Origin of the sequence: Neorhizobium sp. AL 9.2.2 (assembly GCF_013317225.1) — a bacterium.
In the GTDB taxonomy this organism is placed as follows: domain Bacteria; phylum Pseudomonadota; class Alphaproteobacteria; order Rhizobiales; family Rhizobiaceae; genus Neorhizobium; species Neorhizobium soli.
In genome coordinates, this window is sequence record NZ_JAALXU010000003.1 from 464,276 (window position 1) to 487,117 (window position 22,842).

The following is a 22,842-nucleotide window of genomic DNA, read 5'->3' on the forward strand; positions in this document are numbered from 1 at the left end:
TATGATGCAAGACGTGGGTCTGCAGGGTAAGCTTGGGCAGGGGCTAGATACGCACGCCTTGCTCCGTCTGATGGCATGGCTGTCTCCGGCTTTTCCGATCGGCGGCTTTGCCTGGTCGGGCGGGCTGGAGCGCGCGGTGGCGGATCGGCTGGTGACATCGGCCTCGGATCTCGCATCCTGGCTCGAAACCATCCTGCTTCACGGTTCGCTCTGGAACGATGCGGTTCTGTTTTCGAGCGCTTTCGAGGCTGTCGATCAACCCGACGCGTTGAAGGACCTCTCCGAACTCGGTCTGGCGCTGGTAGGCTCGGCAGAGCGTCATGCGGAAACGTTATCGCTCGGCCAGGCCTTCGTCACGGCGGCCATCGCCTGGCCGCACCCTGTGCTGCAGCTTTTGCCGAAACAGGTGCCCTTTCCGATCGCGGTCGGCGCCATCTCGGCGGCCCATGGCGTGCCGAAGACGAGCGCAATCGCCGCCTATCTGCATGCGGCTGTCTCGCAATCGGTCTCAGCCGGCATCCGCCTTGGTGTGTGCGGTCAGGCCCACGGCGTCGGCATTCTGGCCGGTCTCGAGGCTCTGGTTGGCGAGATTGCGACCAAGGCACAAGGCGCAACGCTCGATGATCTCGGCGGTGCCGCCGTGCAGGCGGAGATCGCCTCGCTTCGCCACGAAACACAGCATTCGCGGCTGTTCCGGTCCTAGCGACCGGGATAAGCTGTTGCAGCAATCGAAAGGAATGTCCTCATGAAATCGGCAAACGGACCGCTTCGCGTCGGGATCGGCGGGCCGGTCGGCTCCGGCAAGACGGCGCTCACCGAAAAGCTCTGCAAGGCGATGCGCGACAAATATTCGGTCGCAGTCGTCACCAACGATATCTACACGAAAGAGGATGCCGAAGCGCTGGTGCGGATGCAGGCGCTGTCGTCGGACCGGATCGTCGGCGTCGAGACGGGCGGATGTCCGCATACGGCGATCCGCGAGGATGCGACGATCAATCTTCAGGCGATCGCCGGTCTCAACGAGCGCATTCCCGATCTCGACATCGTGTTCATCGAATCCGGCGGCGACAATCTGGCGGCGACGTTTTCCCCGGATCTCGCCGATATCACAATCTACGTGATCTCCACCTGCCAGGGCGAGGAAATTCCGCGCAAGGGCGGGCCGGGTATCACCCGCTCCGATCTCCTGATCATCAACAAGAAGGACCTGGCGCCTTACGTCGATGTCGATATCGACGTGATGGACAGGGATGCTTCGCGGATGCGCGAGATGAAGCCGCATGTCTTCACCGACCTCAAGCGCGGCGAGGGCGTCGAGCATGTGGTGCGGTTCCTGGAGACGCAGGGCGGGCTGTGAGATCGCAATGACGAGGTCTGCGGTTTCCTGATCCGTTGAGGCAAGCCATGCTGACGCGAGTGGCCGGCCTGCTTAGGCCGGCCTACCGGGTTACTTGCTTCGACGGTTCAGATTTCCCGCAGCGCCTGCACGTCCACCACCTGGATGATGCGGCCGCGAACCGTGACGCCTGTCTTGCGCAGGGACGAAAAGGCGCGCGACAGGGCTTCGGGAGCCAGTCCCAGCATGCCGGCGAGCAGGCTTTTCTGGAACGGCAGGCGGATGGCTGCCGGTCCACCGTCAACCGGGCAGCGGCTGAGGATGTAGTTTGCCACCCGTTGCGGCGCCGTGAACAGCCGGTCGTTGGCAACACAGTCCATCGTGCTGATCAGATGACGCGACAGGGTCGTCATCACGGCGCGGGAGATACCGGGATCCTCTTCAGCCAGATCCTTGACCGTCTGCAGGTCGAAACGCACCAGCGTGCAGGTCTCTGCGGCTTGGGCGAAAAAGGGATACTTCCGGTCCGCATAAAGCATGCACTCGCCGAACGTATCTCCCGGTGCGGAAATGCGGATATCCGCATCGCGCCCGTCTCGGCTCAGCCGGTAGAGGCGGACATAGCCATTCAGCACACAGTAAAACGCTTCGGCACGTTGGCCCTCTCGCACGATGAGGTCACGGGCGGACACTGTCTCGACACTCATCGCCGACAGCATCTTGACCAGCGAGTTACCGGTCAGGCCGTGCATGAAAGGCGTTTTCATGAGAACCGCGCGGTCGCGATTGTTGAGTTTGATGTCGCCGTTGCCCATGTCCGTTCTTCTTTTCTGGCGGGGAGCTTCCTAGAATGTAATTATTCTAAATTAACACGTGCTCCGAAGCGCGTTTTGACGTCGATCAAATCGTCCAAGATTCTTTGCGATCGGGATGCGCTTTTGCATTTCCGCACCCTTCGACGTCTTCTGCTCCACCCGGAATCGCTTGCTCGGACCGGTGATTTTACTCCGCAGCCATAGGCGGAAGCCGCAGGACCTTGGCGCCGCCAGAGGCGCTGAGCATATCGTGGTCGATGCCGTTTTCGCGTTCCAGCCGGCGAAGCCGCTCGCCGAGGTCACGGTTCTCCTGGGTCAGTTCCTCGTTGGAAAGGCCGAAATCCTCCTCTTCTTTCTTGCCGACCAGGCGACCGAAGATCCGCCCGAGCAGGCCGGAAAGATCGTCCATGATGAGGAAGAAGGCGGGGACAACGAGGAGCGACAGGACGGTGGAAACGATGATGCCGCCGATCACGGCGATTGCCATCGGGGCGCGGAACGATCCGCCTTCGCCGATACCCATCGCCGAGGGCAGCATGCCGGCCGACATGGCGATAGACGTCATGATGATCGGGCGGGCGCGCTTGCGGCCGGCTTCGACCATGGCGTGAACACGCTCCAGTCCGTGGCGTTTCATCTCGATGGCGAAATCCACGAGCAGGATGGCGTTCTTCGTGACAATCCCCATCAGCATCAGGATACCGATCAGAACCGGCATCGACAGCGCGTTCTGGGTGACGATCAGGGCCACCGCCACGCCGCCGATCGCAAGCGGCAGCGAGAACAGGATGGTCAGCGGCTGGATGACGTCCTTGAACAGCAGGATCAGCACGACCAGAACCAGAAGCAGGCCCATCAGCATGGCATTGCCGAAGCTCTGGGTCATTTCCGCCTGCACCTTGGCGTCGCCACTTTCGGCCAGCCGAACGGATGGCGGAAGGTTGGTTTCGTCGACGATGCGTTTGAACTCGGCCGACGACGTGTCGAGTGCCGTGCCGAAGGGCACATCCGAGCCGATTGCCACGACGCGGTTGCGGTCGTTGCGCGTGATCGAACTCGGGCCTTCCGAATAATCCACGTCGGCAACACTGGTGAGCGGCACCGTGGCACCGCTTGCGGTCCTCAGCTTCAACGCCTTGATCGCTGCTAGATCACGCCGCACATCGAGTGAGGTCTGGACACGGATCGGGATCTGCCGGTCATCCAGGTTGATCTTGGCGAGATTGGCGTCGATATCACCGATGGTCGCGACGCGCACGGTCTCGGAAATCTGCTGCGGCGTAATGCCGAGGCGCGCGGCTTCCGCCATGCGCGGACGGATCTGCAGTTCCGGCCGGGGCAGGGCGCCGTCGGAGGAAACATTGGCAAGGATCGGCGAAGCGCGCAGGCGCGATTCCAGGAGCCCGATCGCATCGTTCAGGTCCGCCTCGTTGTCGGAGAGGAAGTTGAACGCTAGTTCGCGCTCGGCACGGTCGTTGACCTTCGAGATACGCACGTCCGGGATATCGCGGATTGCGGCAAAAATGTCCTTTTCCACGTCCCATTGCGGACGGGTACGGCCATGTTCTTCCATTTTCGGCAAAGAAGAGCCGATCAGCGGCAGGCTGCCCAGCCCCTTGTTGACCAGCGTCTTGATCAGCGAATGGTCGATGTTTTCGAGGATGACACGAACGGTCGAACGACGCAGTTCGAGATCGCCCTTGGGCGATGCGCCACCGAGCACGAAGACGCTTTCGACGCCGTCGATATCGCGAACCGCGCGGTCGATCTTTTCAGACGTCTCGGCGGTCTCTTCCAGTGTCGCATTGGGCGGCAGCTCGACGGAGAGAACGACGCGCGAGGAATCGTCGGGCGGCAGGAAGCTGCCGGGCACCTTGCTCAGCAGCATGAGCGAGCCGGCGAGGAAGGCGATGGCGCCAAGAAGCGTCGCATAGCGCCAGTACCATTTGCGGGTCGTGCCGGTGACGAGGCGCGTATAGGCGCGCATGATCCAGCCGTCATTGTCGTGATGGTCTTCCATCCCGTCTTCGGCGCGCATCAGATAGGCCGCCATCAGCGGCGTGATCAGGCGCGCGACCGCCAGCGAGAAGAAGACCGAGAAGGCGACGGTGAGACCGAACTGGATGAAATACTGTCCGGGAACGCCCGGCATGAAGGAAACGGGCACGAACACGGCGATGATGGTGAAGCTGGTCGCGATGACGGCGAGCCCGATTTCGTCGGCCGCCTCGAGTGCGGCCTTGTATGGCGTCTTGCCCATCTTGATATGGCGGGCGATGTTTTCGATCTCGACGATCGCGTCATCCACCAGAATACCGGTCGCAAGCGTCAGCGCCAGGAACGAGACAAGGTTGAGCGAGAAGCCCATCAGGTCCATGACCCAGAAGGTGGGGATTGCCGACAGCGGCAGGGCGACGGCCGCAATCAGCGTAGCGCGCCAGTTGCGCAGGAACAGCATGACGACGATGATGGCAAGGATCGAGCCCTCCACCAGCGTGTGAAGGGCCGCTTCGTAATTGCCGTAGGTGAAATAGACGGAATCGTCGACCATGGCTATCGCAACGTCGGGATGCGCCTTGCGCACGCCGTCGAGGCTTTCCGCGACGGTTTCGGCGACCGAGACTTCGCTCGCACCCTTGGCGCGGAAGACCGCGAAGGTGACGGCCGGCGTGCCGTTGAAGCGCGAGAAGGATTTCTGCTCCTCGTAGGTATCGGTGACGGTGCCGAGCTCCGACAGCCGCACGAAACGGTTGTTGGAAAGGCTGATCGACGTCTCGGCCAGTTGCGCCACATCGCGGGCATCGCCGAGCGTGCGGATCGTCTGTTCGTTGCCCGCCACCTGGCCACGGCCGGAGCCGAGATTGACGTTGGTGCCGCGGATCTGCTGGTTCACGTCGGCTGCCGTGATGCCATAGGCATCGAGCTTGGCGGGATTGAGCGAGACGCGCACTTCGCGATCGGAGCCGCCGTAACGGTCGATACGGCCGATCCCGGCCTGGCCTTCCAGCGCCCGTGTCACCGTATCGTCGACGAACCAGGAGAGTTCTTCGAGCGTCATGTTCGGCGATGAGACGGCGAATGTCTGGATCGCCTGTCCTTCGACATCGACCTTGGTGACGATCGGTTCCTCGATGCCGGCCGGCAGGTCGCCGCGGATCTTGTCGATCGCGTCCTTGGTATCCTGCACCGCTTCCGGCGTGGGCTTTTCGATGCGGAACACGACGACCGTCTGCGACTGGCCATCGGTGATGGTGGACTGGACTTCGTCGATGCCGCTGATCGAGGCGACGGCATCCTCGATCTCCTTGGTCACCTGTACTTCCAGTTCGGCAGGCGATGCGCCGGACTGGACGACGGTGACGGAAACGACGGGCACGTCGATATTCGGGAAGCGGGTGATCGGCAGCGCATAGAAGGACTGGATGCCGACGTACAGCAACAGGGCAAAGCCGAGGAGCGGTGCGATCGGGTTGCGGATGGACCAGGCGGAGAAGTTCATCTTCGCGTCCTCAATTCGAAACAGCGGCGGGCGGGGCCCGGTCAGCTTCGGCCTTGTCGGCGCCAGCCTTTGAGCCCGGCAGGACCGGGTTGATCTTGTCGCCGTCGCGCACGAAGGCGCCGGCCTTGGCGACGACCCGGTCGCCCTCGGCAATGCCACTGACGATCTGGATGAAGCCACCGTCCTGAATGCCGGTTTCTATCTTGACCTGCTTGACGGTGTCGCCTTCCACCTTGCGGGTGACCGAGCCCGACGGCGCCGTGGTCACGGCCGAGAGCGGCAGGGCCAGCGCCGTCGTTTCGGTGATGATGATCTCCGCACTGCCATACATGCCCGATCGGGCACCACTCTCGTCATCGACGACGATATGCACGGCGCCGAGGCGGGTGGTCGCATCGACGGAGGGCGAAACGATCCGCACCTTGCCTTCAATCTTGCGTGTGCCGCCGGCAATGGTGATGATCGCCTTCTGGCCGAGCTTCACCTTCTGGATGTCGGTTTCCGAAAGATCGGCCACGAGTTCGATCGCGCCGTCCTTGATGATGGTGAAGAGCGGTTCGCCGGCGCCGGCGGCAATCGCGCCGATCCGCGCATTCTTGGCCGTGACGACCCCATCAACCGGGCTTTTGACGCCGGTGCGGGCAAGGTTGAGGTCGACGTCCTTGATCTGCGCATCGACGACCTTGACGTCGGCCTCACCGACGGAAACGGCCTGTTTCGCCGCGTTCAGCCGTGCTTCGGCGACTTCAACCTGGGCCTGCGTCTGTTCGACCTGGCTCTGGCTGCTGGTGCCGTTTTGTCCGAGTTTTCTGGTGCGGTCGCGCTGGCGGATGGCGTCGGCCAGATTGGCTTCGGCCTCGATCACCTGCGCCTTGTATTGCGCGACGCCGGCCTCGGCCTTGGCCCTGTTTGCCTCAAGCTGGCTTTTTTGCAGAATGAGCGAGTCGTCGTTGAGGGTTGCGAGAACCGCGTCCTGCTTCACCTCGTCGCCGACATCGGCATCGACGCTGCGGATAGAGAGACCGTCGACCAGAGGCTGGATGTAGATTTCCTCGATCGGCCGGATCGTACCGGTCGCGATGACCCGATCGGTCATCGGGCGGGTTTTGGCCTCGGTCACGATGATCGACGGAAGGTTCTTCTGCGGTGCGGTCGGCTGTGCTTGCTGCGCCAATGCCGGAAAGGCGAGGAGCGTGATCAGGGCAGGGGCGAGGGACGCCGCCAACAACGCGAGCTTTGACGAAATGCGAAACATGCGACGACTTCCGATGCACCAGAGGGTCTTTATTTCGCTGTCCGGGATCCGCGCCCCTCCCTGCGCAGTTCCTGATGAGGTGGTGACGACCCAAAGCCGCCACAAGTCCGTCACCCGACAAATTCATGTCCCGTGTTTTTACGGCTTCCGTCGCCGCAAATCAATCTGCTCGCGGAAATGCCAAGACCAAGATCAGTGATGGTTACCGCCCCATAAAATATGCCCGGCAGCGCGCCGGGCATATACTGTTTTCGGCAGGTTAGATCGGCTCGATCAGGCCCTGCTTATTTAAGAGCGGCGGTCGTTACATCGGTCGTGTAGCCACCATCCGGCTGCTTGGTGATGATCTTCTGGTCGAGCAGCGCCTTTACCGTGCGCTCGTAGGTCGACATGTCCAGCTTGCCGTCGCCGATCAGCTTTGCCACTTCGCCCATCATGCGCTTCTGGTGGTTCTCGTCCTGGCCGCCATTGTCCATGACGATCTCTGCGGCTTCTTCCGGGTTCTCGATCGCGTATTTCCAGCCCTTCATCGAAGCGCGCACGAACTTGACCATGTTCTCCTTGAACTTCGGATCGGCCAGCTTGGTATCGAGAGCGTAGAGCCCGTCTTCCAGAAGGTCGTTGCCGAGCTTGGTATAGTTGAAGACGACCAGATCTTCGGCCTTGAAGCCGGCGTCGATCGCCTGCCAGTATTCGTTATAGGTCATGACGGAGATGCAGTCCGCCTGCTTCTGGATCAGCGGCTGGACGTCGAAGCTCTGCTTCAGAACCGTCACGCCATCCGTACCGCCCTCGGTCTTCAAGCCGATCTTGTTCATCCAGGCAAAGAACGGATACTCGTTGCCGAAGAACCAGACGCCGAGCGTCTTGCCCTTGAAATCGGCTTCCGTCTTGACCGGGCCGTCCTTCGGGCAAATCAGCTCGAGACCGGACTTGGCGAAAGGCTGGGCGATGTTGGTCAGCGGTACGCCCTTTTCGCGGGCAACCAGCGCGCCGCCCATCCAGTCGACGATCACGTCGGCGCCGCCGCCGGCGATCACCTGTTCCGGAGCGATATCGGGACCACCCGGCTTGATCGTCACGTCAAGGCCTTCCTCCTCGTAGAAGCCCTTGTCCTTTGCCACGAAATAACCGCCGAACTGGCCCTGGGCGACCCATTTCAGCTGCAGCGTCAGCTTGTCGGCGGCGAATGCATTGGATGCAGCGAGCGAGAACGCTCCCGCCATCAGTGCCATGATCATCTTTTTCATTGTCGTTTCCCTCTTTTGTTGCCGCCCCCGTTTTCGGGATGCGGATCGTCAGCGACTAACCCCCACGGTTAGACGGATGCCAGAATGTCGTTGCTCTCTCGGCAAGGGCGACGACGCCATAAAAGAGCGATCCGGCGAGCGCCGCAACCGCGATTTCGGCCCAGACCATGTCGACATTCATGCGGCCGATCTCGGTGGAGATGCGAAAGCCCATGCCGACGATCGGCGTGCCGAAGAATTCCGCAACGATGGCGCCGATCAGCGCCAGGGTGGAGTTGATCTTCAGCGCGTTGAAGATGAACGGCATGGCGGCCGGAAGCCTGAGCTTCATCAGTGTCTGCCCGTAATCCGACGCATAGGAGCGCATCAGGTCACGCTCCATCGTTCCGGAGGCGGAAAGCCCAGCCACCGTGTTCACCAGCATCGGGAAGAAGGTCATGATGGTGACGACGGCCGCCTTCGATTGCCAGTCGAAGCCGAACCACATGACCATGACCGGCGCGACGCCGATGATCGGCAGCGCCGACATCAGATTGCCGATCGGCATCAGTCCGGCGCGCAGGAACGCAAAGCGATCGGCAAGGATCGCCACCACAAAGCCCGCGCTGCAGCCGAGGATGTAACCCGCCAGCACCGCCTTGAAGATGGTCTGCTGCACGTCCGCCCAGAGGATCGACAGCGACGCTGCAATCCGCAGCCCGATCGAGGAGGGCGGCGGCATGAGGATGAAGGGCACGCCGAAGCCGCGGGTGAGCGCTTCCCACAGGATCAGCAGCCACGCGCCGAAGATCGCCGGGATCGCAAGACCCAGAAGCCCATCCGCAAACCTGGAACGGGTCCGGATCTCTGACAGGAGGCTGACGCAGCGCCATGCCAGCAGCCAGTTGGCGGCGATCATCAGGAAGAACGCGGTTGCCGCCTTGCCCTCGTTTCCGGAAAGGCCTGAAATCAGGATGCTGGTCGACAGGTGGCAGAAGACGAAGATCGCTGCCGCGAGAAACAGGGGCGGGAGCGGCAGAAACGAAACGACCGCGCCTGCAATCGACAGAGCGAAGATCGCAAATAGTGCCATCGGTGCAAAACGCGCCACCGCATCGGGATCGAGGAGCGGAAGGGTCGCAAGTGCGGCGAGCGACAGCGCCAGGGACAGCCAGCCCTGCCATGACGTGAGGAGGGAGGTTCGCATCAGCGCGCTCATGTCGGCTTTCCTCCCATGTTGCGGTTGACGATCTTTCCGGCGATCCCGACGACTGCGACCAGAAGCGATGCCAGCACCGAGCCCGCAACCAGCGCCGCCCAGATATCGATCGTCTGGCTGTAATAGGCGCCGGCGAGAAGCTTCGAGCCGATGCCGGCGACAGCACCGGTCGGCAGCTCGCCAACGATGGCACCGACCAAGCTTGCGGCAATCGCCACCTTCATCGAGGTAAACAGGAACGGCGCCGAGGCGGGGACACGCAGCTTCCAGAAAGTCTGTGCGGCGCTGGCATGATAGGTGCGCATCAGATCGAGCTGGATCAGTTCCGGCGAGCGCAGGCCCTTCACCATACCGACTGCGACGGGGAAGAACGAGAGGTAGGTGGAGATCACTGCCTTGGGCACCAGACCGGAAATGCCGATCGAGCCGAGCGTGACGATCACCATCGGCGCGACGGCAAGGATCGGCACGGTCTGCGACGCGATGATCCACGGCATCAGGCTGCGGTCGAGCGCGCGCACGTGGACGATGCCGACCGCGATCAGGATGCCGAGAAGCGTTCCGAAACCGAAGCCCGCAAGCGTCGAGGAGAGCGTCACCCAGGCGTGATAGACGAGGCTGCGATTTGAGGAAACGCTTCGCAGAAACGTGTTCTCGAAAACATTCGACGCCACCTGATGCGGCGCCGGCAGGATCGGTTTCGGCTGCGACATCGTCTTGCCGAGGAATTCCATCGGCGTGGAGGTGACACCGGCGCGCCGGTCGAGATCGCGCTGGAATGGCGCGTTCATAAAATACGCGCCGACATACCAGATCGCGACGATGACGAGGACGACTGTTGCGACGGGCAGGATGCGGGATTTCAGTGTGTCCTGGGTGGTCATGTCGGCGGCCTTTCCAGAAAAGGCGCGATTAGAGCTTCGATGGTCGTGAAGACGTAATCCGGTCCGTCAATGACCTGATGGTTATCGAAACGCATGACAGTGAAGCCCTGTCCCTTCATGAACGCATCGCGCCGCACGTCGTGAGCCCGACCATGATCGGTTTCATGACTGTCGCCATCCACCTCGATCACGATTCTGGCGGAAAGCCACGCGAAATCAGCAATATAAGGACCGATTGGAGTCTCGCGCCTGAAGCGCGCGCCAAACTGCCGGAAGTCGCGGAGCATAGTCCACATCGCGGATTCGGCTTTGGTCAGTTCGCGGCGAAGCCGTTTGGCGCTTCGTCGTGTCCTGGGATCGATGTTGGAATGCGGCATGCGAATTCCTTTCTCGAAAAACGACAAGACCCCGGCGACATGCTGATGTGATCGGTAAAAGAAAGACCCCCTCTGGCCTGCCGGCCATCTCCCCCACAAGGGGGGAGAGACTACGCTGCACCGCTCAGTCCATATTCCACTGCAGAGACGGTTTTTGGTGAGGGCGCGGCAAGTTAAGCCCTCCCCCTTGTGGGGAGGGTGGGGAGGGGTCTTTTTGCTGACGCAGGTCTTATTCCTCATAGCTGTGCCCTGCGCGTAGACCTTCGCGGACCCGGTGAGCGATCGCCAGGAATTCCGGCGTCTCGCGGATATCCAGCGGGCGTTCCTTCGGCAGGGTCGAGGTGATCACGTCGGTCACCCGCCCGGGTCTCGGCGACATCACCACGATCTTGGTGGAGAGATAGACCGCCTCGGGGATCGAGTGGGTGACGAAGCAGATGGTCTTTTGCGTCCGCTCCCAGAGTTTCAGGAGTTGCTCGTTCAGATGGTCGCGGACGATCTCGTCCAGTGCGCCGAAGGGCTCGTCCATCAGAAGGAGATCGGCATCGAAGGCGAGCGCGCGGGCGATCGAGGCGCGCTGCTGCATGCCGCCGGAAAGTTGCCACGGATATTTCTTGCCGAAGCCCGAGAGATTGACGAGATCGAGCGTCCGCTCGATGCGGCTTGCGCGTTCTGCCGCCGAATACCCCATGATTTCGAGCGGAAGGGCAATGTTGTTTTCGATCGTCCGCCAGGGATAGAGGGCAGGCGCCTGAAACACGTAACCGTAGGAGCGGCTCTTGCGCGCTTCCTCCGGCGTCATGCCGTTGACGAGGATTTCGCCCGAGGTTGCCCGTTCCAGATCCGCGATCACCCGCAAAAACGTCGTCTTGCCGCAGCCGGAGGGACCGATGAAGGAAACGAAATCGCCCTTCTTCACGTCGAGATCGACATCGGACAGCGCATGAACCGGCCCGTCGCCGGTCTCGAAGGTGAGGCCGAGATTTCTCGCGGAGACGACGGAGTAGGTCATGGGCGCGCTCCGTCGTAAGCGTGGCTGATCGTTTGAAGGGCCGGGTTTTCTGGTATCATGGAGCTGCACATCCGGCCGTCGGCGCCATGGAGGCTGCCGCGGTTCTGCTGGAGAGGGGGAGTTTCAATGGACACGTCATCAAGACCGACCTGCCGTATCGTCAGGCCCGACGCCGCCTATGACGGCAAGCAGGGTCTCACCTATGTTCAGGGCATTTCCGCCGAAACGGTCGGCTCGAAGGGCATCTGCATGCATCTTCTGACCATTCCGCCGGGGGCAAAAGCCAAGGCGCATTTGCACGAAACCCATGAGACCGCGATCTACATGCTCTCCGGCTCCGCCGACACCTGGTATGGCGACCGGCTGGAGAACCACATCGTGCTGCATGCGGGCGAGCTGATGTACATCCCGGCCGGTGTTCCGCATCTGCCGGCCAACCGGTCGGGCACGCCCTGCACCGCGATCATCGCGCGCACGGATCCCAACGAGCAGGAAAGCGTGGTCCTGCTGCCGGAACTGGACGCTTTGGTGGACTGAGCCACCGGCCTCCGCCTCATCGGGTATCGCTGTCATCAAGCCGCTCATACGCCTGATGCCGGGATGCCGGAGCGTTCCACCTTGCGCGGCGCGGTGATTTCCTTCCAGGCCGACAGCGCCTTGCTGACGGCTGGGAACGGCGGGCGGGAAACGAACTTGCCGTCGCCCGGCTTCGTGCGGATCTCGCCATTGGCATAGGCGACATTGCCGCGCGACAGCGTGAAGCGCGGCAGCCCGGTCACATGCTTGCCTTCGAACACGTTGTAATCGATCGCCGATTGCTGGGTTGCGGCGGAGATCGTCTTTGAGGCCTTCGGGTCGAGCACCACGATATCCGCGTCGGCTCCAACCAGGATCGCGCCCTTCTTCGGGTAGATGTTGAGGATCTTGGCGATGTTGGTGGAGGTGACCGCCACGAACTCGTTCATGGTGATGCGGCCGGTCTCGACGCCGTGGGTCCAGAGCATCGGCAGGCGGTCTTCAAGGCCGCCGGTGCCGTTTGGGATCTTGCGGAAATCGCCGCGCCCAGTGCGCTTCTGTTCCGTCGTGAAGGCGCAGTGGTCGGTCGCCACCACCTGCAGCGAACCGGATGCCAGGCCCGCCCAAAGCGAATCCTGATGGCGCTTGTCGCGGAACGGCGGCGACATCACGCGGCGGGCGGAATGATCCCAGTCCGGATGGGCGTATTCGCTTTCGTCGAGCGTCAGATGCTGGATCAGGGGCTCGCCATAGACCCGCATGCCGGACTGGCGCGCGCGCCTGATCGCCTCATGCGCCTGTTCGCAGGACGTGTGCACCACATAGAGCGGCACGCCCGCGGTATCGGCGATGATGATGGCACGGTTGGTCGCTTCGCCCTCGACGGAAGCGGGGCGCGAATAGGCATGCGCTTCCGGCCCGTCATTGCCTGCATCCATCAGCTTCTGCTGCATGGCGGCGACGATATCGCCGTTTTCCGCATGCACGAGGGGCAGGGCGCCAAGTTCGGCGCAGCGCGAGAACGAGGCGAACATCTCGTCGTCATTGACCATCAGGGCGCCCTTGTAGGCCATGAAATGCTTGAACGTGTTGATGCCGTGGTTGCGCACCACCGCCTTCATCTCGTCAAACACCTGCTCGCTCCACCAGGTGATCGCCATGTGGAAGGAATAGTCGCAATGGGCGCGGGTCGCCTTGTTGTCCCAGCGCTTCAGCGCATCAAGCAGCGACTGACCCGGCTCCGGCAGGCAGAAATCGACCACCATCGTGGTGCCGCCCGAAAGCGCCGCGCGTGTGCCGCTATCGAAATCATCGGCCGAATAGGTGCCCATGAAGGGCATTTCCAGATGCACATGCGGATCGATCCCGCCCGGCATTACGTAAGCGCCTGACGCATCCAGGACTTCCTCGCCCCGGAGATCCGGCCCGATCTCGACGATCCGCCCACCCTCGATCTTCACATCCGCCTTGTAGGTGAGGTCGGCGGTGACGACAGTGCCGTTCTTGATGATGGTGGTCATGGCTCGCTCCCTTGTCTATGTCTGGGCCTGCAACTGCATCTTGTGCGTCAGACCGATGATGTGCAGCAACGCGACTTCCAGCCGGTTCAGATCGTGTTCGTCCAATCGGCCGATCTGCTGCCGGATGACCTCCTTGCGCAAAGGCGAGATCTTCTCCGACATGATCTGGGACAGTTCCTGCAAGCCATTGTCGATGGTGGGCACGATGATCGGGCGAAGCCAGGGGGTCTCGATGACATGGGTCGTCATCGGGCATGCCAGGATCGTCGTGAGGATTTCATTGAGGTCGTCGTGCTGGAGGATGACGGCAGGTCTTGGCTTCCCGAGCTCACCGGGAAAAACCGCAATCACGATATCGCCACGCTTGAGCTTCACGGCTTATCCCAATTCGTGGGGCCGACAGCATCGAGCCAGTCCATGACCCCTTCGGCCTTGTCCGCTTCGGCGATCTTCCGGGCCTCGTCCTGTAGCTGTTTGCGAATGGTCTCGTTGTCCAGATCCGGCACCCAAACCTCGATCGGCCGGTAGCCCTTGCGGATCAGCTCGGCGCGTTCTTCCTCAGAGACTTCCCGTGGCCTGCCCATGTCATTGCCTCCTGTCACTGCTGGCGCATTGCCGCGCTATGGACGAGTTTTCCGGGTCCAGCTCAATGCGATGGCTCGAACCTCGTCGCACGCGCGTTTGCCCGTCGCGCTGACGGCGCGGCGATGCTTGAAAACAAGAATTTCCGGTGCTGTTGACATGCGGCTGGCTCCGCTTTTGCTGCCGGCGCCGAGTGTATCTTGGATCGGCTCACGCCACAATCTCCGCCGTTTCCAGCACCGCATGCAGCAGCACGTCGCAGCCGGCGGCGGCCCAGTCCTTGGAGATCTCCTCGGCCTCGTTGTGCGAGACGCCGTCGACGCAGGGGCAGAAGATCATCGTCGAGGGCGCCAGTCTGGATGCCCAGCAGGCATCGTGGCCGGCGCCGGAGATGATGTCCAGGTGGCTGTAGCCGAGCTTGACCGCGGCATCGCGCACGCGCCCGACCAGAACAGGATCAAACGTCACCGGATCGAAGTGACCGACGGCTTCCACCGCGCAGCCGACACCGAGCGCTTCGCAGATCTCGATCGCGCCCGCCTCGATCTTCGCCCGCATGCGATCGAGCTTTTCCTGCGTCGGCGTGCGCATGTCGACGGTGAAAACCACCTTGCCGGGCAGCACGTTGCGGGAATTGGGCGAGAAGAACGCCTGGCCGACGCCGGCGACAGCGCCCGGCTGCTCCGCCATCGCCACGTCCTGCACCAGTTCCAGAATGCGGCCGAAAGCGAGGCCCGCATTGACGCGGCGGTCCATCGGCGTCGAGCCGGTATGCGCTTCCTTGCCGGTCAGCGTGAATTCCAGCCACCACAGGCCCTGGCAATGGGTGACGACGCCGATCTGCTTTTGCTCGGCTTCGAGGATCGGGCCCTGCTCGATATGATATTCGAAATAGGCATGCATCTTGCGGGCGCCGACCTCTTCGTCGCCCAGCCAGCCGATCCGCTTCAGCTCGTCGCCATAGGTCTTGCCGTCGGGATCCTTGCGGCTATAGGCGTAGTCGAGCGAATGAACACCGGCAAACACACCGGAAGCCAGCATGGCTGGCGCAAATCGCGCGCCTTCCTCGTTCGCCCAGTTGGTGACGACGACCGGATGCTTCGTCTTGACGCCGAGATCGTTCATCGAGCGGACGACTTCGAGCCCTGCCAGCACGCCCAGCACGCCGTCATATTTGCCGCCGGTCGGCTGGGTATCGAGGTGGGAGCCGATATAGACCGGCAGCGCGTCCGGATCGGTTCCGGCGCGGGTCGCAAACATCGTCCCCATCGTGTCGGTGCCGACGGTCATGCCGGCGTCTTCGCACCAGCGCTTGAACAGGTGGCGGCCTTCGCCGTCCTCGTCGGTCAGGGTCTGGCGGTTGTTGCCGCCGGCAATGCCGGGGCCGATCTTCGCCATCTCCTCCAGCATGTCCCACAGCCGGTCGCCGTTCACACGCATGTTCTCGCCCGGTGCTGCCGCCATCATCCTGTCCTCACCCGTTATGCCTGCTTGAGCCGCGTTCCAGACCTACTTCTGGCAAGATCTAAAACATCGGCATTGCGTTTGTTTTGTCTGTGATCGATAATTTGACCGACTGGTAAAACATACAATTTCCCGACCGCCACTCAAGCCGTAAATCACGAAAAATACTCGCCTATTTTCGCGCCAGATGCCTTGAAAATGGGCCTTGTGACACGAATCTGGATCAGCGTTTGGGGATGCAAGGCAGGACACGGATGGCCATTCCACGAGCGGCGAAAACGCAGCGGCGCACCCGCATTCAGGAGGAGAAGGAAGAGGTCATTCTTGAGGCGGCACTCGAGGTGTTTTCGGTCAGCGGTTTCCGCGGCACGACGATCGATCAGATCGCCGAGGCGGCCGGTATGTCGAAGCCGAACCTGCTCTATTATTTCCGCACCAAGGAGGCGATCCATCGCCAGCTGATTGACCGGGTGCTCTCCACCTGGCTGGAGCCGCTGCGGGCTTTCGACGCGGCGGGTGATCCGGTCGCGGAAATCCGCTCCTATATCCGCCGTAAGCTGGAAATGGCGCGGGATTTCCCCCGCGAAAGCCGGCTTTTCGCCAACGAGATCCTGCAGGGCGCGCCACATATCGAGGACGAACTGAAAGGCCCGCTGAAAGACCTGGTCGATGAAAAGGCGGACGTCATTCGCGCCTGGTCGAAAGCCGGCAAAATCCGCACCTGCGACCCCTACCACCTGATCTTCTCGATCTGGTCCACCACGCAACATTACGCCGATTTCGACGTCCAGGTGCGGGCGGTTCTCGGTCAGGACCGGGACGACGATGACCGTTTCGAGGATGCGGCGCGGTTTCTGGAGGGGCTGTTTCTCGAGGGGCTGAAGGTTTGAGGGCTTCCTGAGAGGACTTCTCGTGACAGACGGCAGCCGATGTTGGGTCCTCGGTGACAGCGGACTTCAGGAGCGGCCTCCCTCTCTCCCTCATTCCTGTGCTTGTCACAGGAATCCAGTCAGCCCAAGTCCTTGGGCTGTGAAGACCCTTCCGCGCCGCGGACGCGACGCTGCTGGATCCCTGTGACGAGCACAGGGATGAGGGTGCGGAGAGGGGTGAGCCCTGAAGGCCGAGAGGTCCGAACTCGGGTTGCCATGCCTCAAGAGCCTTACGCTCAGAACACCCGAAACGAAAAACGTCGGCGCTTGGCCGGTGGTTTCCGTTTGTCCTGGGAGGACTTGCTGCTTAAGCGGCGACAGCCGTGACAGCCGTGCCAGCCGTCGTCGCGAGCGGCCCTCCCACTCTCCCTCATTCCTGTGCTTGTCACAGGAATCTAGTCATCCCAAGTCCTTGGGCTGGGAAGACCCTTCCGCGTCGCAGACGCGACGCTACTCGATCCCTGTGACAAGCACAGGGATGAGGGCGGAGAGGTTTGAGCCTAAAAGCGGAGATGCTTGACCCGGATGGCAGAACGGGCCCCGAACTTTCTACAACCCCGAAACAAAAAAAACGCCGGCGCGAGGCCGGCGTCTTCGTTGTCCTTGGGAGGACGTTGTGTCTTAGGCGGCGGCCGACTTCGCGAGCGGCACTTCCGAGATCGTCTTCAGAACCTGCGAGGCGATCGCGTAGGGGTCGCCCTGGCTGTTCGGACGGCGGTCTTCGAGGTAGCCCTTGTAGCCGTTGTTGACGAAGGAATGCGGCACGCGGATCGAGGCGCCACGGTCGGCAACGCCGTAGGAGAACTTGTTCCACGGAGCCGTTTCGTGCTTGCCAGTCAGACGCAGGTGGTTGTCCGGGCCGTAGACGTCGATATGGTCCTGCAGGTTCTTGTCGAACTGCGCCATCAGCGCCTCGAAATACTCCTTGCCGCCCACTTCGCGCATGTACTTGGTCGAGAAGTTGCAATGCATGCCCGAACCGTTCCAGTCGGTGTCGCCGAGCGGCTTGCAATGGAACTCGATGTCGATGCCGTACTGTTCCGTCAGACGCAGAAGCAGGTAGCGGGCCATCCAGATCTGGTCGGCGGCGCGCTTGGAGCCCTTGCCGAAAATCTGGAATTCCCACTGGCCCTTGGCCACTTCGGCATTGATGCCTTCGTGGTTGATGCCAGCTGCGAGGCACTGGTCGAGATGCTCTTCAACGATTTCGCGGGCAACCGAACCGACGTTCTTGTAGCCGACGCCGGTGTAGTACGGACCCTGCGGAGCGGGGTAGCCGCTTTCCGGGAAGCCGAGCGGACGGCCGTCTTCGTAGAAGAAGTATTCCTGTTCGAAACCGAACCATGCATCTTCGTCATCGAGGATGGTCGCGCGGCTGTTGGACGCGTGCGGGGTAACGCCATCAGGCATCATCACTTCGCACATGACCAGCGCACCGTTGGTGCGGGCCGGATCCGGGTAGATGGCGACCGGCTTCAGCACGCAGTCGGACGAACGGCCTTCGGCCTGATTGGTCGACGAACCGTCGAAGCCCCACAGCGGCAGCTGTTCCAGCGTCGGGAAGGTGTCGAATTCCTTGATCTGCGTCTTGCCACGCAGGTTCGGGACGGGGGTGTAACCGTCGAGCCAGATGTACTCGAGCTTAAACTTGGTCATATTTTATCTCTCAGGCCGTGGTGTTCATGGTTGAGCCATCCAGAGACTGCGACGCGAAAGCGCTGCATCCCGGGCATGAGACATAGAACGCACATACCGTGCCAGTTTTTGTCGTTGCCCGAAAATCGCGATAAAAAAGTCGTATGATTGGCCGGGCTTACATGTCTGCGGGTGACGACTGTAACGCCATCATCCCAGCCCGTTTGAAAATCAATCGATTTTTCGCGCACCCACCGGGGGTCTTGAAACAAGGAATTCTGCTTCGCGTCTGAGTTCCGCCGACGAAACTATATCGCCCTGAGCTCGTTTGCTTTCATTCGTGCCTAGCGCCGAACAGGCAAATGATGTAAAATAGTGCAGAAAGCACAAAAAATGTGCATATCTCTGGTTGGTATGCGTTTGAGTGCGCATTGAGGAGGAGGCGATAGGATGGTTATTGGCATCCATCGTGAGACAGCGCAGATCCTGCAATTTCCATTGACGCCACGGATCCGTCTTGAGAACGGCGCCACGGTGCCGGTCGGGACCTACCCGGTCGCGGTGCAGGACCACTGCTGGTATCATGAAGAAGCAGTGAGCAGTGCGCTGGTCGACACCAAGCCGGAACAGGGGCCGAAACCCTGCTGAGCGTTGCGGGCCATCGCCGGATGGCCGATTCGAATTGAAAAATCCCGAGAGCATCGCTGCCCCCGGGATTTTACGGTCTGATTGTCCAGGCTTTTATCAGGCCGCGCGCATCCGGCGTGCCATGCCGCCGAGATCGCTGCCACCTTCCAGCTTGAAGTTGGAGAGAAGCGCCTGAAGCTGGCGGCTTTCGGCTGCAAGCGTCTCGCTTGCAGCGGTCGTTTCTTCCACCATCGCGGCGTTCTTCTGGGTCATCTGGTCCATGTGGTTGACCGAGGAGTTGATCTCGGCCAGCGCCGTCGACTGCTCGCGGGCAGCCGTGGCGATGGATTCCACATGTTCGTTGACCTTGTTGACCAGGCTTTCGATCTCGACAAGTGCTGTACCGGTCGAGCGCACCAGCGAAACGCCGCCTGCGACTTCGGAAGCCGAGGCGCTGATCAGCGTCTTGATTTCCTTTGCCGCATTGGCGGAGCGCTGGGCGAGCTCACGCACTTCCTGAGCGACGACGGCAAAGCCGCGACCGGCTTCGCCAGCACGGGCGGCTTCGACGCCGGCGTTCAGCGCCAACAGGTTGGTCTGGAAGGCAATCTCGTCGATGACGCCGATGATCTGGCTGATCTTCGTCGAGCTGTCTTCAATGCGGCTCATGGCGGTGACGGCGCTGCGAACAATTTCGCCCGACTTTGCCGCACTCTGCTTGGTCTCATAGACCATGTCGCGGGCTTCGGTGGCGCGGGCAGAGGCGGCACGCACCGTCGTGGTGATCTCGTCGAGGGCGGCTGCCGTTTCTTCAAGCGCTGCAGCCTGCTGCTCGGTCCGCTTGGAGAGGTCGTTTGCCGCCGAAGACAGTTCGGCGGAATTGTCGTTGATCGTGCCGGCTGCGCCGCGCACGTTGCTCATGGTGGCGCTCAGCCGGTCCATCGTCGAGTTGACGTTGGTCTGAAGCTCGGCAAATGCACCCTGGAACTGGCCGTTCATGCTCTGGGTCAGGTCGGCATCGGCAAGCGCTGCGATGACGCGGCGAACTTCCGTGACGGCATTGTCGACGCTTTCCACCAGCTGGTTGACGCCCGATGCAAAGCGGTTGAGGTCTTCGTTCTGGTAGTCCTTGCGGATGCGGCCGGAAAAATCGCCGGCGACAGCAGATGCGACAACTTTCGAAATCGACGTCTGCAGGTCGCTGGAACGCTCGTGAAGGGCTGCTTCCTGTGCCTTGAGGTCGGTCATGGCGACAGCGTTGGTATGGAATACCTCGACGGCGCGGGCCATCGCGCCGATTTCGTCGCCGCGGCTTGCGTCGACGCCATCGATGTTCATATCGCCCTTGGCAAGGCGGGTCATGGCTTCGGTCAGCTCGCGGATGGGGCGAACGATGCCACGGCGTGCGACGATCGTGCTGATCGTGGCGCCGATGATGATGAAGGCGAGGGCCGACAGCGCCGAAACCAGCATGGCGGTGGTCGAGGACGCAACGGCTTCTTCGCGGGCCACAGCCAGTTCCTTGCCCGAATAGGTGCTGTAGACCTTGACGGAGTCGGTGACGACCTTCTGGCCATCCAGCGCCTTTTTCAGCGCAGCCGAGATGGCGGCGGTGTCGGCTGCATTCTTTTCGGCGGTGTCCACCATGCTGCGGATCGAGACGAAATAGCTGTCGAGGGCGGCTCTCACCGTCTTCAGCTGGTCCTGTTCGGCAGCGTCCGCGGTTGCTTCGATCTTCGGCAGGCGTGCCAGCATTTCGCCGGCGCGCTTTTCGGCGTCGATTCGGAAATCCTTGGCTTTGTCCGGCGCCGCGGCCAGTTGATAGGTCATGCGGCTAATTGCGATAATGTCGACCCGCAGATCCATCGCTTCACGAGCGACTTCTTCACGCGCGCCGACTGAAATGATTGCCTTTTGCAGCCCATAGAGCCCGCTTCCCGCAACGCCTGCAATAATAAGAGAAGAAAGGCCCATTACGACGGTAACGAGGCCGAGTTTCTTCGAAATAGCCATATCCCGAATTGCCATAGTGCACACCACTTCAACTTGCCCAACAATACATCCCAACCCGCCAATTCTCGGCATGCGCGAGGACGCCCACCTAACCTATTGCCGTAATTGCGCTAATCGCTGGTTAAAATAGCGGGCGAATATTTGTCCGGACTTGGGCGAAAACTGACAGTACACGCCAGGGTTTGAATTTATTCTCGGTTCTGAGCAAATGCTCAGTATAGGGTACGCTAAAACTGCTGCGAATCCCGAGGCTTCGTTGATCCAGCTGTAAGCCCACGCCGGCCTCGCCTATCGATGCCCCTGAAAACCACGGTCCGCTAACATACGCTAAGTGAGCAGAAAAACTGCCATTCGGCGCTCGTGTCGGTCGAAAACGACGCGGGCTGTGCCCTAAATTAATATGAGTGAAAGAGTCGACTTTAATCTTTACTCTCAAATTCCAGTTTCATATGGTGCGCCAACGACGGGGTTTGCCCCGAATTATTCCGGCCCAATACGGAGAGCATCATGGCGAAGAAACAGAAGCGGAAAAACACGCGTGGCGGCAATGCCGCATCCGATGCTGCGGCATCCTCGAACCGCAGCGCTGCCAATGGCGCCTCCGGGATCGGCGGGGAAGTGGTCGACATCCGCAGCTTTCTCTATGTCGGCGGCCGGGACTGCCAGGTGGCCCATCTGCGCGCCATCGCCACCCGCCACGGCGCGGAACTGATCCATCACGACGGTGGGTTGCGCGAGGCGGTTTCCCGCATCGATACGGTGCTTCCCTCGGTTGACTGCGTTTTCTGCCCGATCGACTGTATCAGCCACGATGCGTGTCTGCGGGTAAAGACCGGATGCAAGAAGTTCGGCGTCACCTTCATCCCCTTGCGCAACGGGTCGAAGTCAAGCCTTGAGCGGGCGCTGCAGACCATCAAGGATCGCAATGATGAAAACAGGTTATCCTGATCAGCCTATTCTCGATCGCGAGGGGCGGGATCTCGACGCGATGGCCGTCCTGCACAAGCTCGCCGAGCAGAGCGGCGACGGCATGGTGACCGAGCTTTACCGGCTCGCGATGGACCGCTCGCAGGATACGGCTGTGCCGAGATCGATACCTTCGAGCCGAACCCGGACGTTCTAGCGCCGGGCCACGGCGCGCAAAAACGCTCCGATCGCGATTGCGAGCCAGCCGAGAATCATAAGATTGCCACCGAGTGGCGCGGCAAACGGAAACAGTCGGCTTCCGAGATAATGACGCGCCACCAGATCACCCGCAAACACGATCGTCCCAAGGCCCAGAATGAGACCGGCCAGCGTCGCTGTGCGGATCTGCTGATGTCCAAGATAAAGAGCGAGCAGCACCGGCGCGTGCGCCAGGCACATCATCGAGGCAGAGCCGAGCAGAAGCGTATCGCCGCCATGACTTGCGGCAGCCGCAAGGCCTACGCCGCAGGCGCCCATCAGACCGCTCGCAAAGAGAATGAACGGCCGCAGTTTATCGAGTCTCGCCAAGGCTCTATTCCCTGTTTTGCATGTGATGAGCCAGCCGCTCGATCGGCGGCCAGATGATGTCGCGCAGGGCCGGGCTTGCGATCGTCTCGTCCATGGCGCGGCGGAAGCACAGCAACCATTCGTCGCGCTCCACCGGTCCGATCTCAGCCCCGAAATGGCGCGAGCGAAGGCGAGGGTGCCCGTGTTTTTCCACATAGACGGGCGGGCCGCCGAGATAGCCGGTCAGATAGTCATAGAACTTCGCTTCACTTCCCGTCAGACTTTGCGGATGAACGGCCCGGCAGCGGGCAGCTTCCGGCAGCGTATCCATCAGGGTGTAGAAGCGCGCCGCGAGGGCCCGAACCGTCGCATCACCCCCGATCGCCTCGTAAAGAGTAATCGTTTCGCCGGATGTGGTCTGCCTGTCCTCGTCTGCCATCACGGTTTCCATGGCTCC

23 protein-coding genes are annotated in these 22,842 nt (G+C 61.5%); 7 read left to right on the top strand and 16 right to left on the bottom strand.

Annotated elements, in window-relative coordinates:
* Position 1 precedes the first annotated feature (1 nt).
* The gene (locus G6K99_RS09010; RefSeq protein WP_244476123.1) at positions 2-703 is read left to right on the top strand and encodes an urease accessory protein UreF; all 702 of its coding nucleotides are present in this window, start codon (positions 2-4) and stop codon (positions 701-703) included.
* A gap of 42 nt (positions 704-745) precedes the next feature.
* Complete coding sequence (ureG, locus tag G6K99_RS09015; RefSeq protein ID WP_062582696.1) at positions 746-1,357, top strand: urease accessory protein UreG; 612 nt, start codon at positions 746-748, stop codon at positions 1,355-1,357.
* A 107-nt stretch (positions 1,358-1,464) separates the two neighbouring features.
* On the opposite strand, the gene G6K99_RS09020 is transcribed toward ureG, so the two are convergent.
* From G6K99_RS09020 to G6K99_RS09055, 8 genes are all read right to left on the bottom strand, one after another.
* The gene (locus tag G6K99_RS09020) at positions 1,465-2,151 is read right to left on the bottom strand and encodes a Crp/Fnr family transcriptional regulator (protein ID WP_062455259.1); all 687 of its coding nucleotides are present in this window, start codon (positions 2,149-2,151) and stop codon (positions 1,465-1,467) included.
* Between the two features lie 187 nt (positions 2,152-2,338).
* Entirely contained in the window at positions 2,339-5,650 is a 3,312-nt protein-coding gene (locus G6K99_RS09025; protein ID WP_113165708.1) for an efflux RND transporter permease subunit, read from the bottom strand.
* A 10-nt stretch (positions 5,651-5,660) separates the two neighbouring features.
* Positions 5,661-6,905, bottom strand: a complete 1,245-nt coding sequence (locus G6K99_RS09030) for an efflux RND transporter periplasmic adaptor subunit (RefSeq protein WP_174196337.1) — start codon at positions 6,903-6,905, stop codon at positions 5,661-5,663.
* A gap of 284 nt (positions 6,906-7,189) precedes the next feature.
* Positions 7,190-8,155, bottom strand: coding sequence for an ABC transporter substrate-binding protein (locus tag G6K99_RS09035; protein WP_092660161.1), 966 nt, complete (start codon positions 8,153-8,155; stop codon positions 7,190-7,192).
* A 55-nt stretch (positions 8,156-8,210) separates the two neighbouring features.
* A complete protein-coding gene (locus tag G6K99_RS09040; RefSeq protein WP_371816151.1) occupies positions 8,211-9,353 on the bottom strand; it encodes an ABC transporter permease in 1,143 nt (380 codons plus the stop codon).
* A complete protein-coding gene (locus tag G6K99_RS09045; protein ID WP_174196338.1) occupies positions 9,350-10,237 on the bottom strand; it encodes an ABC transporter permease in 888 nt (295 codons plus the stop codon). Before G6K99_RS09045 ends, G6K99_RS09040 begins: the two co-directional genes overlap by 4 nt.
* The gene (locus G6K99_RS09050; RefSeq protein ID WP_062455266.1) at positions 10,234-10,614 is read right to left on the bottom strand and encodes an endonuclease domain-containing protein; all 381 of its coding nucleotides are present in this window, start codon (positions 10,612-10,614) and stop codon (positions 10,234-10,236) included. The genes G6K99_RS09045 and G6K99_RS09050 overlap by 4 nt, the downstream gene beginning before the upstream one ends.
* A gap of 229 nt (positions 10,615-10,843) precedes the next feature.
* A complete protein-coding gene (locus G6K99_RS09055) occupies positions 10,844-11,626 on the bottom strand; it encodes an ABC transporter ATP-binding protein (protein ID WP_174196339.1) in 783 nt (260 codons plus the stop codon).
* A gap of 126 nt (positions 11,627-11,752) precedes the next feature.
* On the opposite strand from G6K99_RS09055, the gene G6K99_RS09060 reads away from it, so the two are divergent.
* Positions 11,753-12,163, top strand: coding sequence for a cupin domain-containing protein (locus tag G6K99_RS09060; protein ID WP_174196340.1), 411 nt, complete (start codon positions 11,753-11,755; stop codon positions 12,161-12,163).
* Between the two features lie 44 nt (positions 12,164-12,207).
* Here G6K99_RS09060 and hydA read toward each other — a convergent pair whose 3' ends face one another.
* From hydA to G6K99_RS09080, 4 genes are all read right to left on the bottom strand, one after another.
* A complete protein-coding gene (gene hydA / locus G6K99_RS09065) occupies positions 12,208-13,662 on the bottom strand; it encodes a dihydropyrimidinase (RefSeq protein WP_174196341.1) in 1,455 nt (484 codons plus the stop codon).
* Between the two features lie 15 nt (positions 13,663-13,677).
* Positions 13,678-14,037, bottom strand: a complete 360-nt coding sequence (locus G6K99_RS09070; protein WP_174196342.1) for a type II toxin-antitoxin system PemK/MazF family toxin — start codon at positions 14,035-14,037, stop codon at positions 13,678-13,680.
* On the bottom strand, positions 14,034-14,246 hold the full coding sequence (locus G6K99_RS09075; protein ID WP_174196343.1) for an antitoxin MazE-like protein: 213 nt from the start codon (positions 14,244-14,246) through the stop codon (positions 14,034-14,036). The genes G6K99_RS09070 and G6K99_RS09075 overlap by 4 nt, the downstream gene beginning before the upstream one ends.
* Positions 14,247-14,454: 208 nt before the next feature.
* The gene (locus G6K99_RS09080) at positions 14,455-15,708 is read right to left on the bottom strand and encodes a Zn-dependent hydrolase (protein ID WP_174196344.1); all 1,254 of its coding nucleotides are present in this window, start codon (positions 15,706-15,708) and stop codon (positions 14,455-14,457) included.
* A 254-nt stretch (positions 15,709-15,962) separates the two neighbouring features.
* Here G6K99_RS09080 and G6K99_RS09085 point away from each other — a divergent pair, with 254 nt between their 5' ends.
* Positions 15,963-16,598 carry a TetR family transcriptional regulator C-terminal domain-containing protein gene (locus G6K99_RS09085; RefSeq protein ID WP_174196345.1) on the top strand — a complete coding sequence of 212 codons (636 nt, stop codon included), beginning with the start codon at positions 15,963-15,965 and terminating at the stop codon, positions 16,596-16,598.
* Positions 16,599-17,258: 660 nt separating this feature from the next.
* Here G6K99_RS09085 and G6K99_RS09090 read toward each other — a convergent pair.
* Positions 17,259-18,293: a glutamine synthetase beta-grasp domain-containing protein gene (locus tag G6K99_RS09090; RefSeq protein ID WP_062455284.1), complete on the bottom strand. Its 1,035-nt coding sequence runs from the start codon at positions 18,291-18,293 to the stop codon at positions 17,259-17,261.
* 429 nt (positions 18,294-18,722) lie between these two features.
* On the opposite strand from G6K99_RS09090, the gene G6K99_RS09095 reads away from it, so the two are divergent.
* Positions 18,723-18,920, top strand: a complete 198-nt coding sequence (locus tag G6K99_RS09095; RefSeq protein ID WP_062455286.1) for a DUF2735 domain-containing protein — start codon at positions 18,723-18,725, stop codon at positions 18,918-18,920.
* A 96-nt stretch (positions 18,921-19,016) separates the two neighbouring features.
* On the opposite strand, the gene G6K99_RS09100 is transcribed toward G6K99_RS09095, so the two are convergent.
* Positions 19,017-20,912 carry a methyl-accepting chemotaxis protein gene (locus tag G6K99_RS09100; protein WP_244474102.1) on the bottom strand — a complete coding sequence of 632 codons (1,896 nt, stop codon included), beginning with the start codon at positions 20,910-20,912 and terminating at the stop codon, positions 19,017-19,019.
* A 507-nt stretch (positions 20,913-21,419) separates the two neighbouring features.
* Here G6K99_RS09100 and G6K99_RS09105 point away from each other — a divergent pair.
* Both G6K99_RS09105 and G6K99_RS09110 read left to right on the top strand, forming a co-directional pair.
* Positions 21,420-21,860, top strand: a complete 441-nt coding sequence (locus tag G6K99_RS09105) for a DUF2325 domain-containing protein (RefSeq protein ID WP_174196346.1) — start codon at positions 21,420-21,422, stop codon at positions 21,858-21,860.
* Positions 21,841-22,035, top strand: coding sequence for a hypothetical protein (locus tag G6K99_RS09110; protein WP_062582724.1), 195 nt, complete (start codon positions 21,841-21,843; stop codon positions 22,033-22,035). The genes G6K99_RS09105 and G6K99_RS09110 overlap by 20 nt, the downstream gene beginning before the upstream one ends.
* Here G6K99_RS09110 and G6K99_RS09115 read toward each other — a convergent pair.
* Both G6K99_RS09115 and G6K99_RS09120 read right to left on the bottom strand, forming a co-directional pair.
* Entirely contained in the window at positions 22,032-22,355 is a 324-nt protein-coding gene (locus tag G6K99_RS09115) for a DUF423 domain-containing protein (RefSeq protein ID WP_082472047.1), read from the bottom strand. The genes G6K99_RS09110 and G6K99_RS09115 overlap by 4 nt on opposite strands.
* Before the next feature lie 55 nt (positions 22,356-22,410).
* Positions 22,411-22,836, bottom strand: a complete 426-nt coding sequence (locus G6K99_RS09120) for a group II truncated hemoglobin (protein WP_244476126.1) — start codon at positions 22,834-22,836, stop codon at positions 22,411-22,413.
* Positions 22,837-22,842 lie beyond the last annotated feature (6 nt).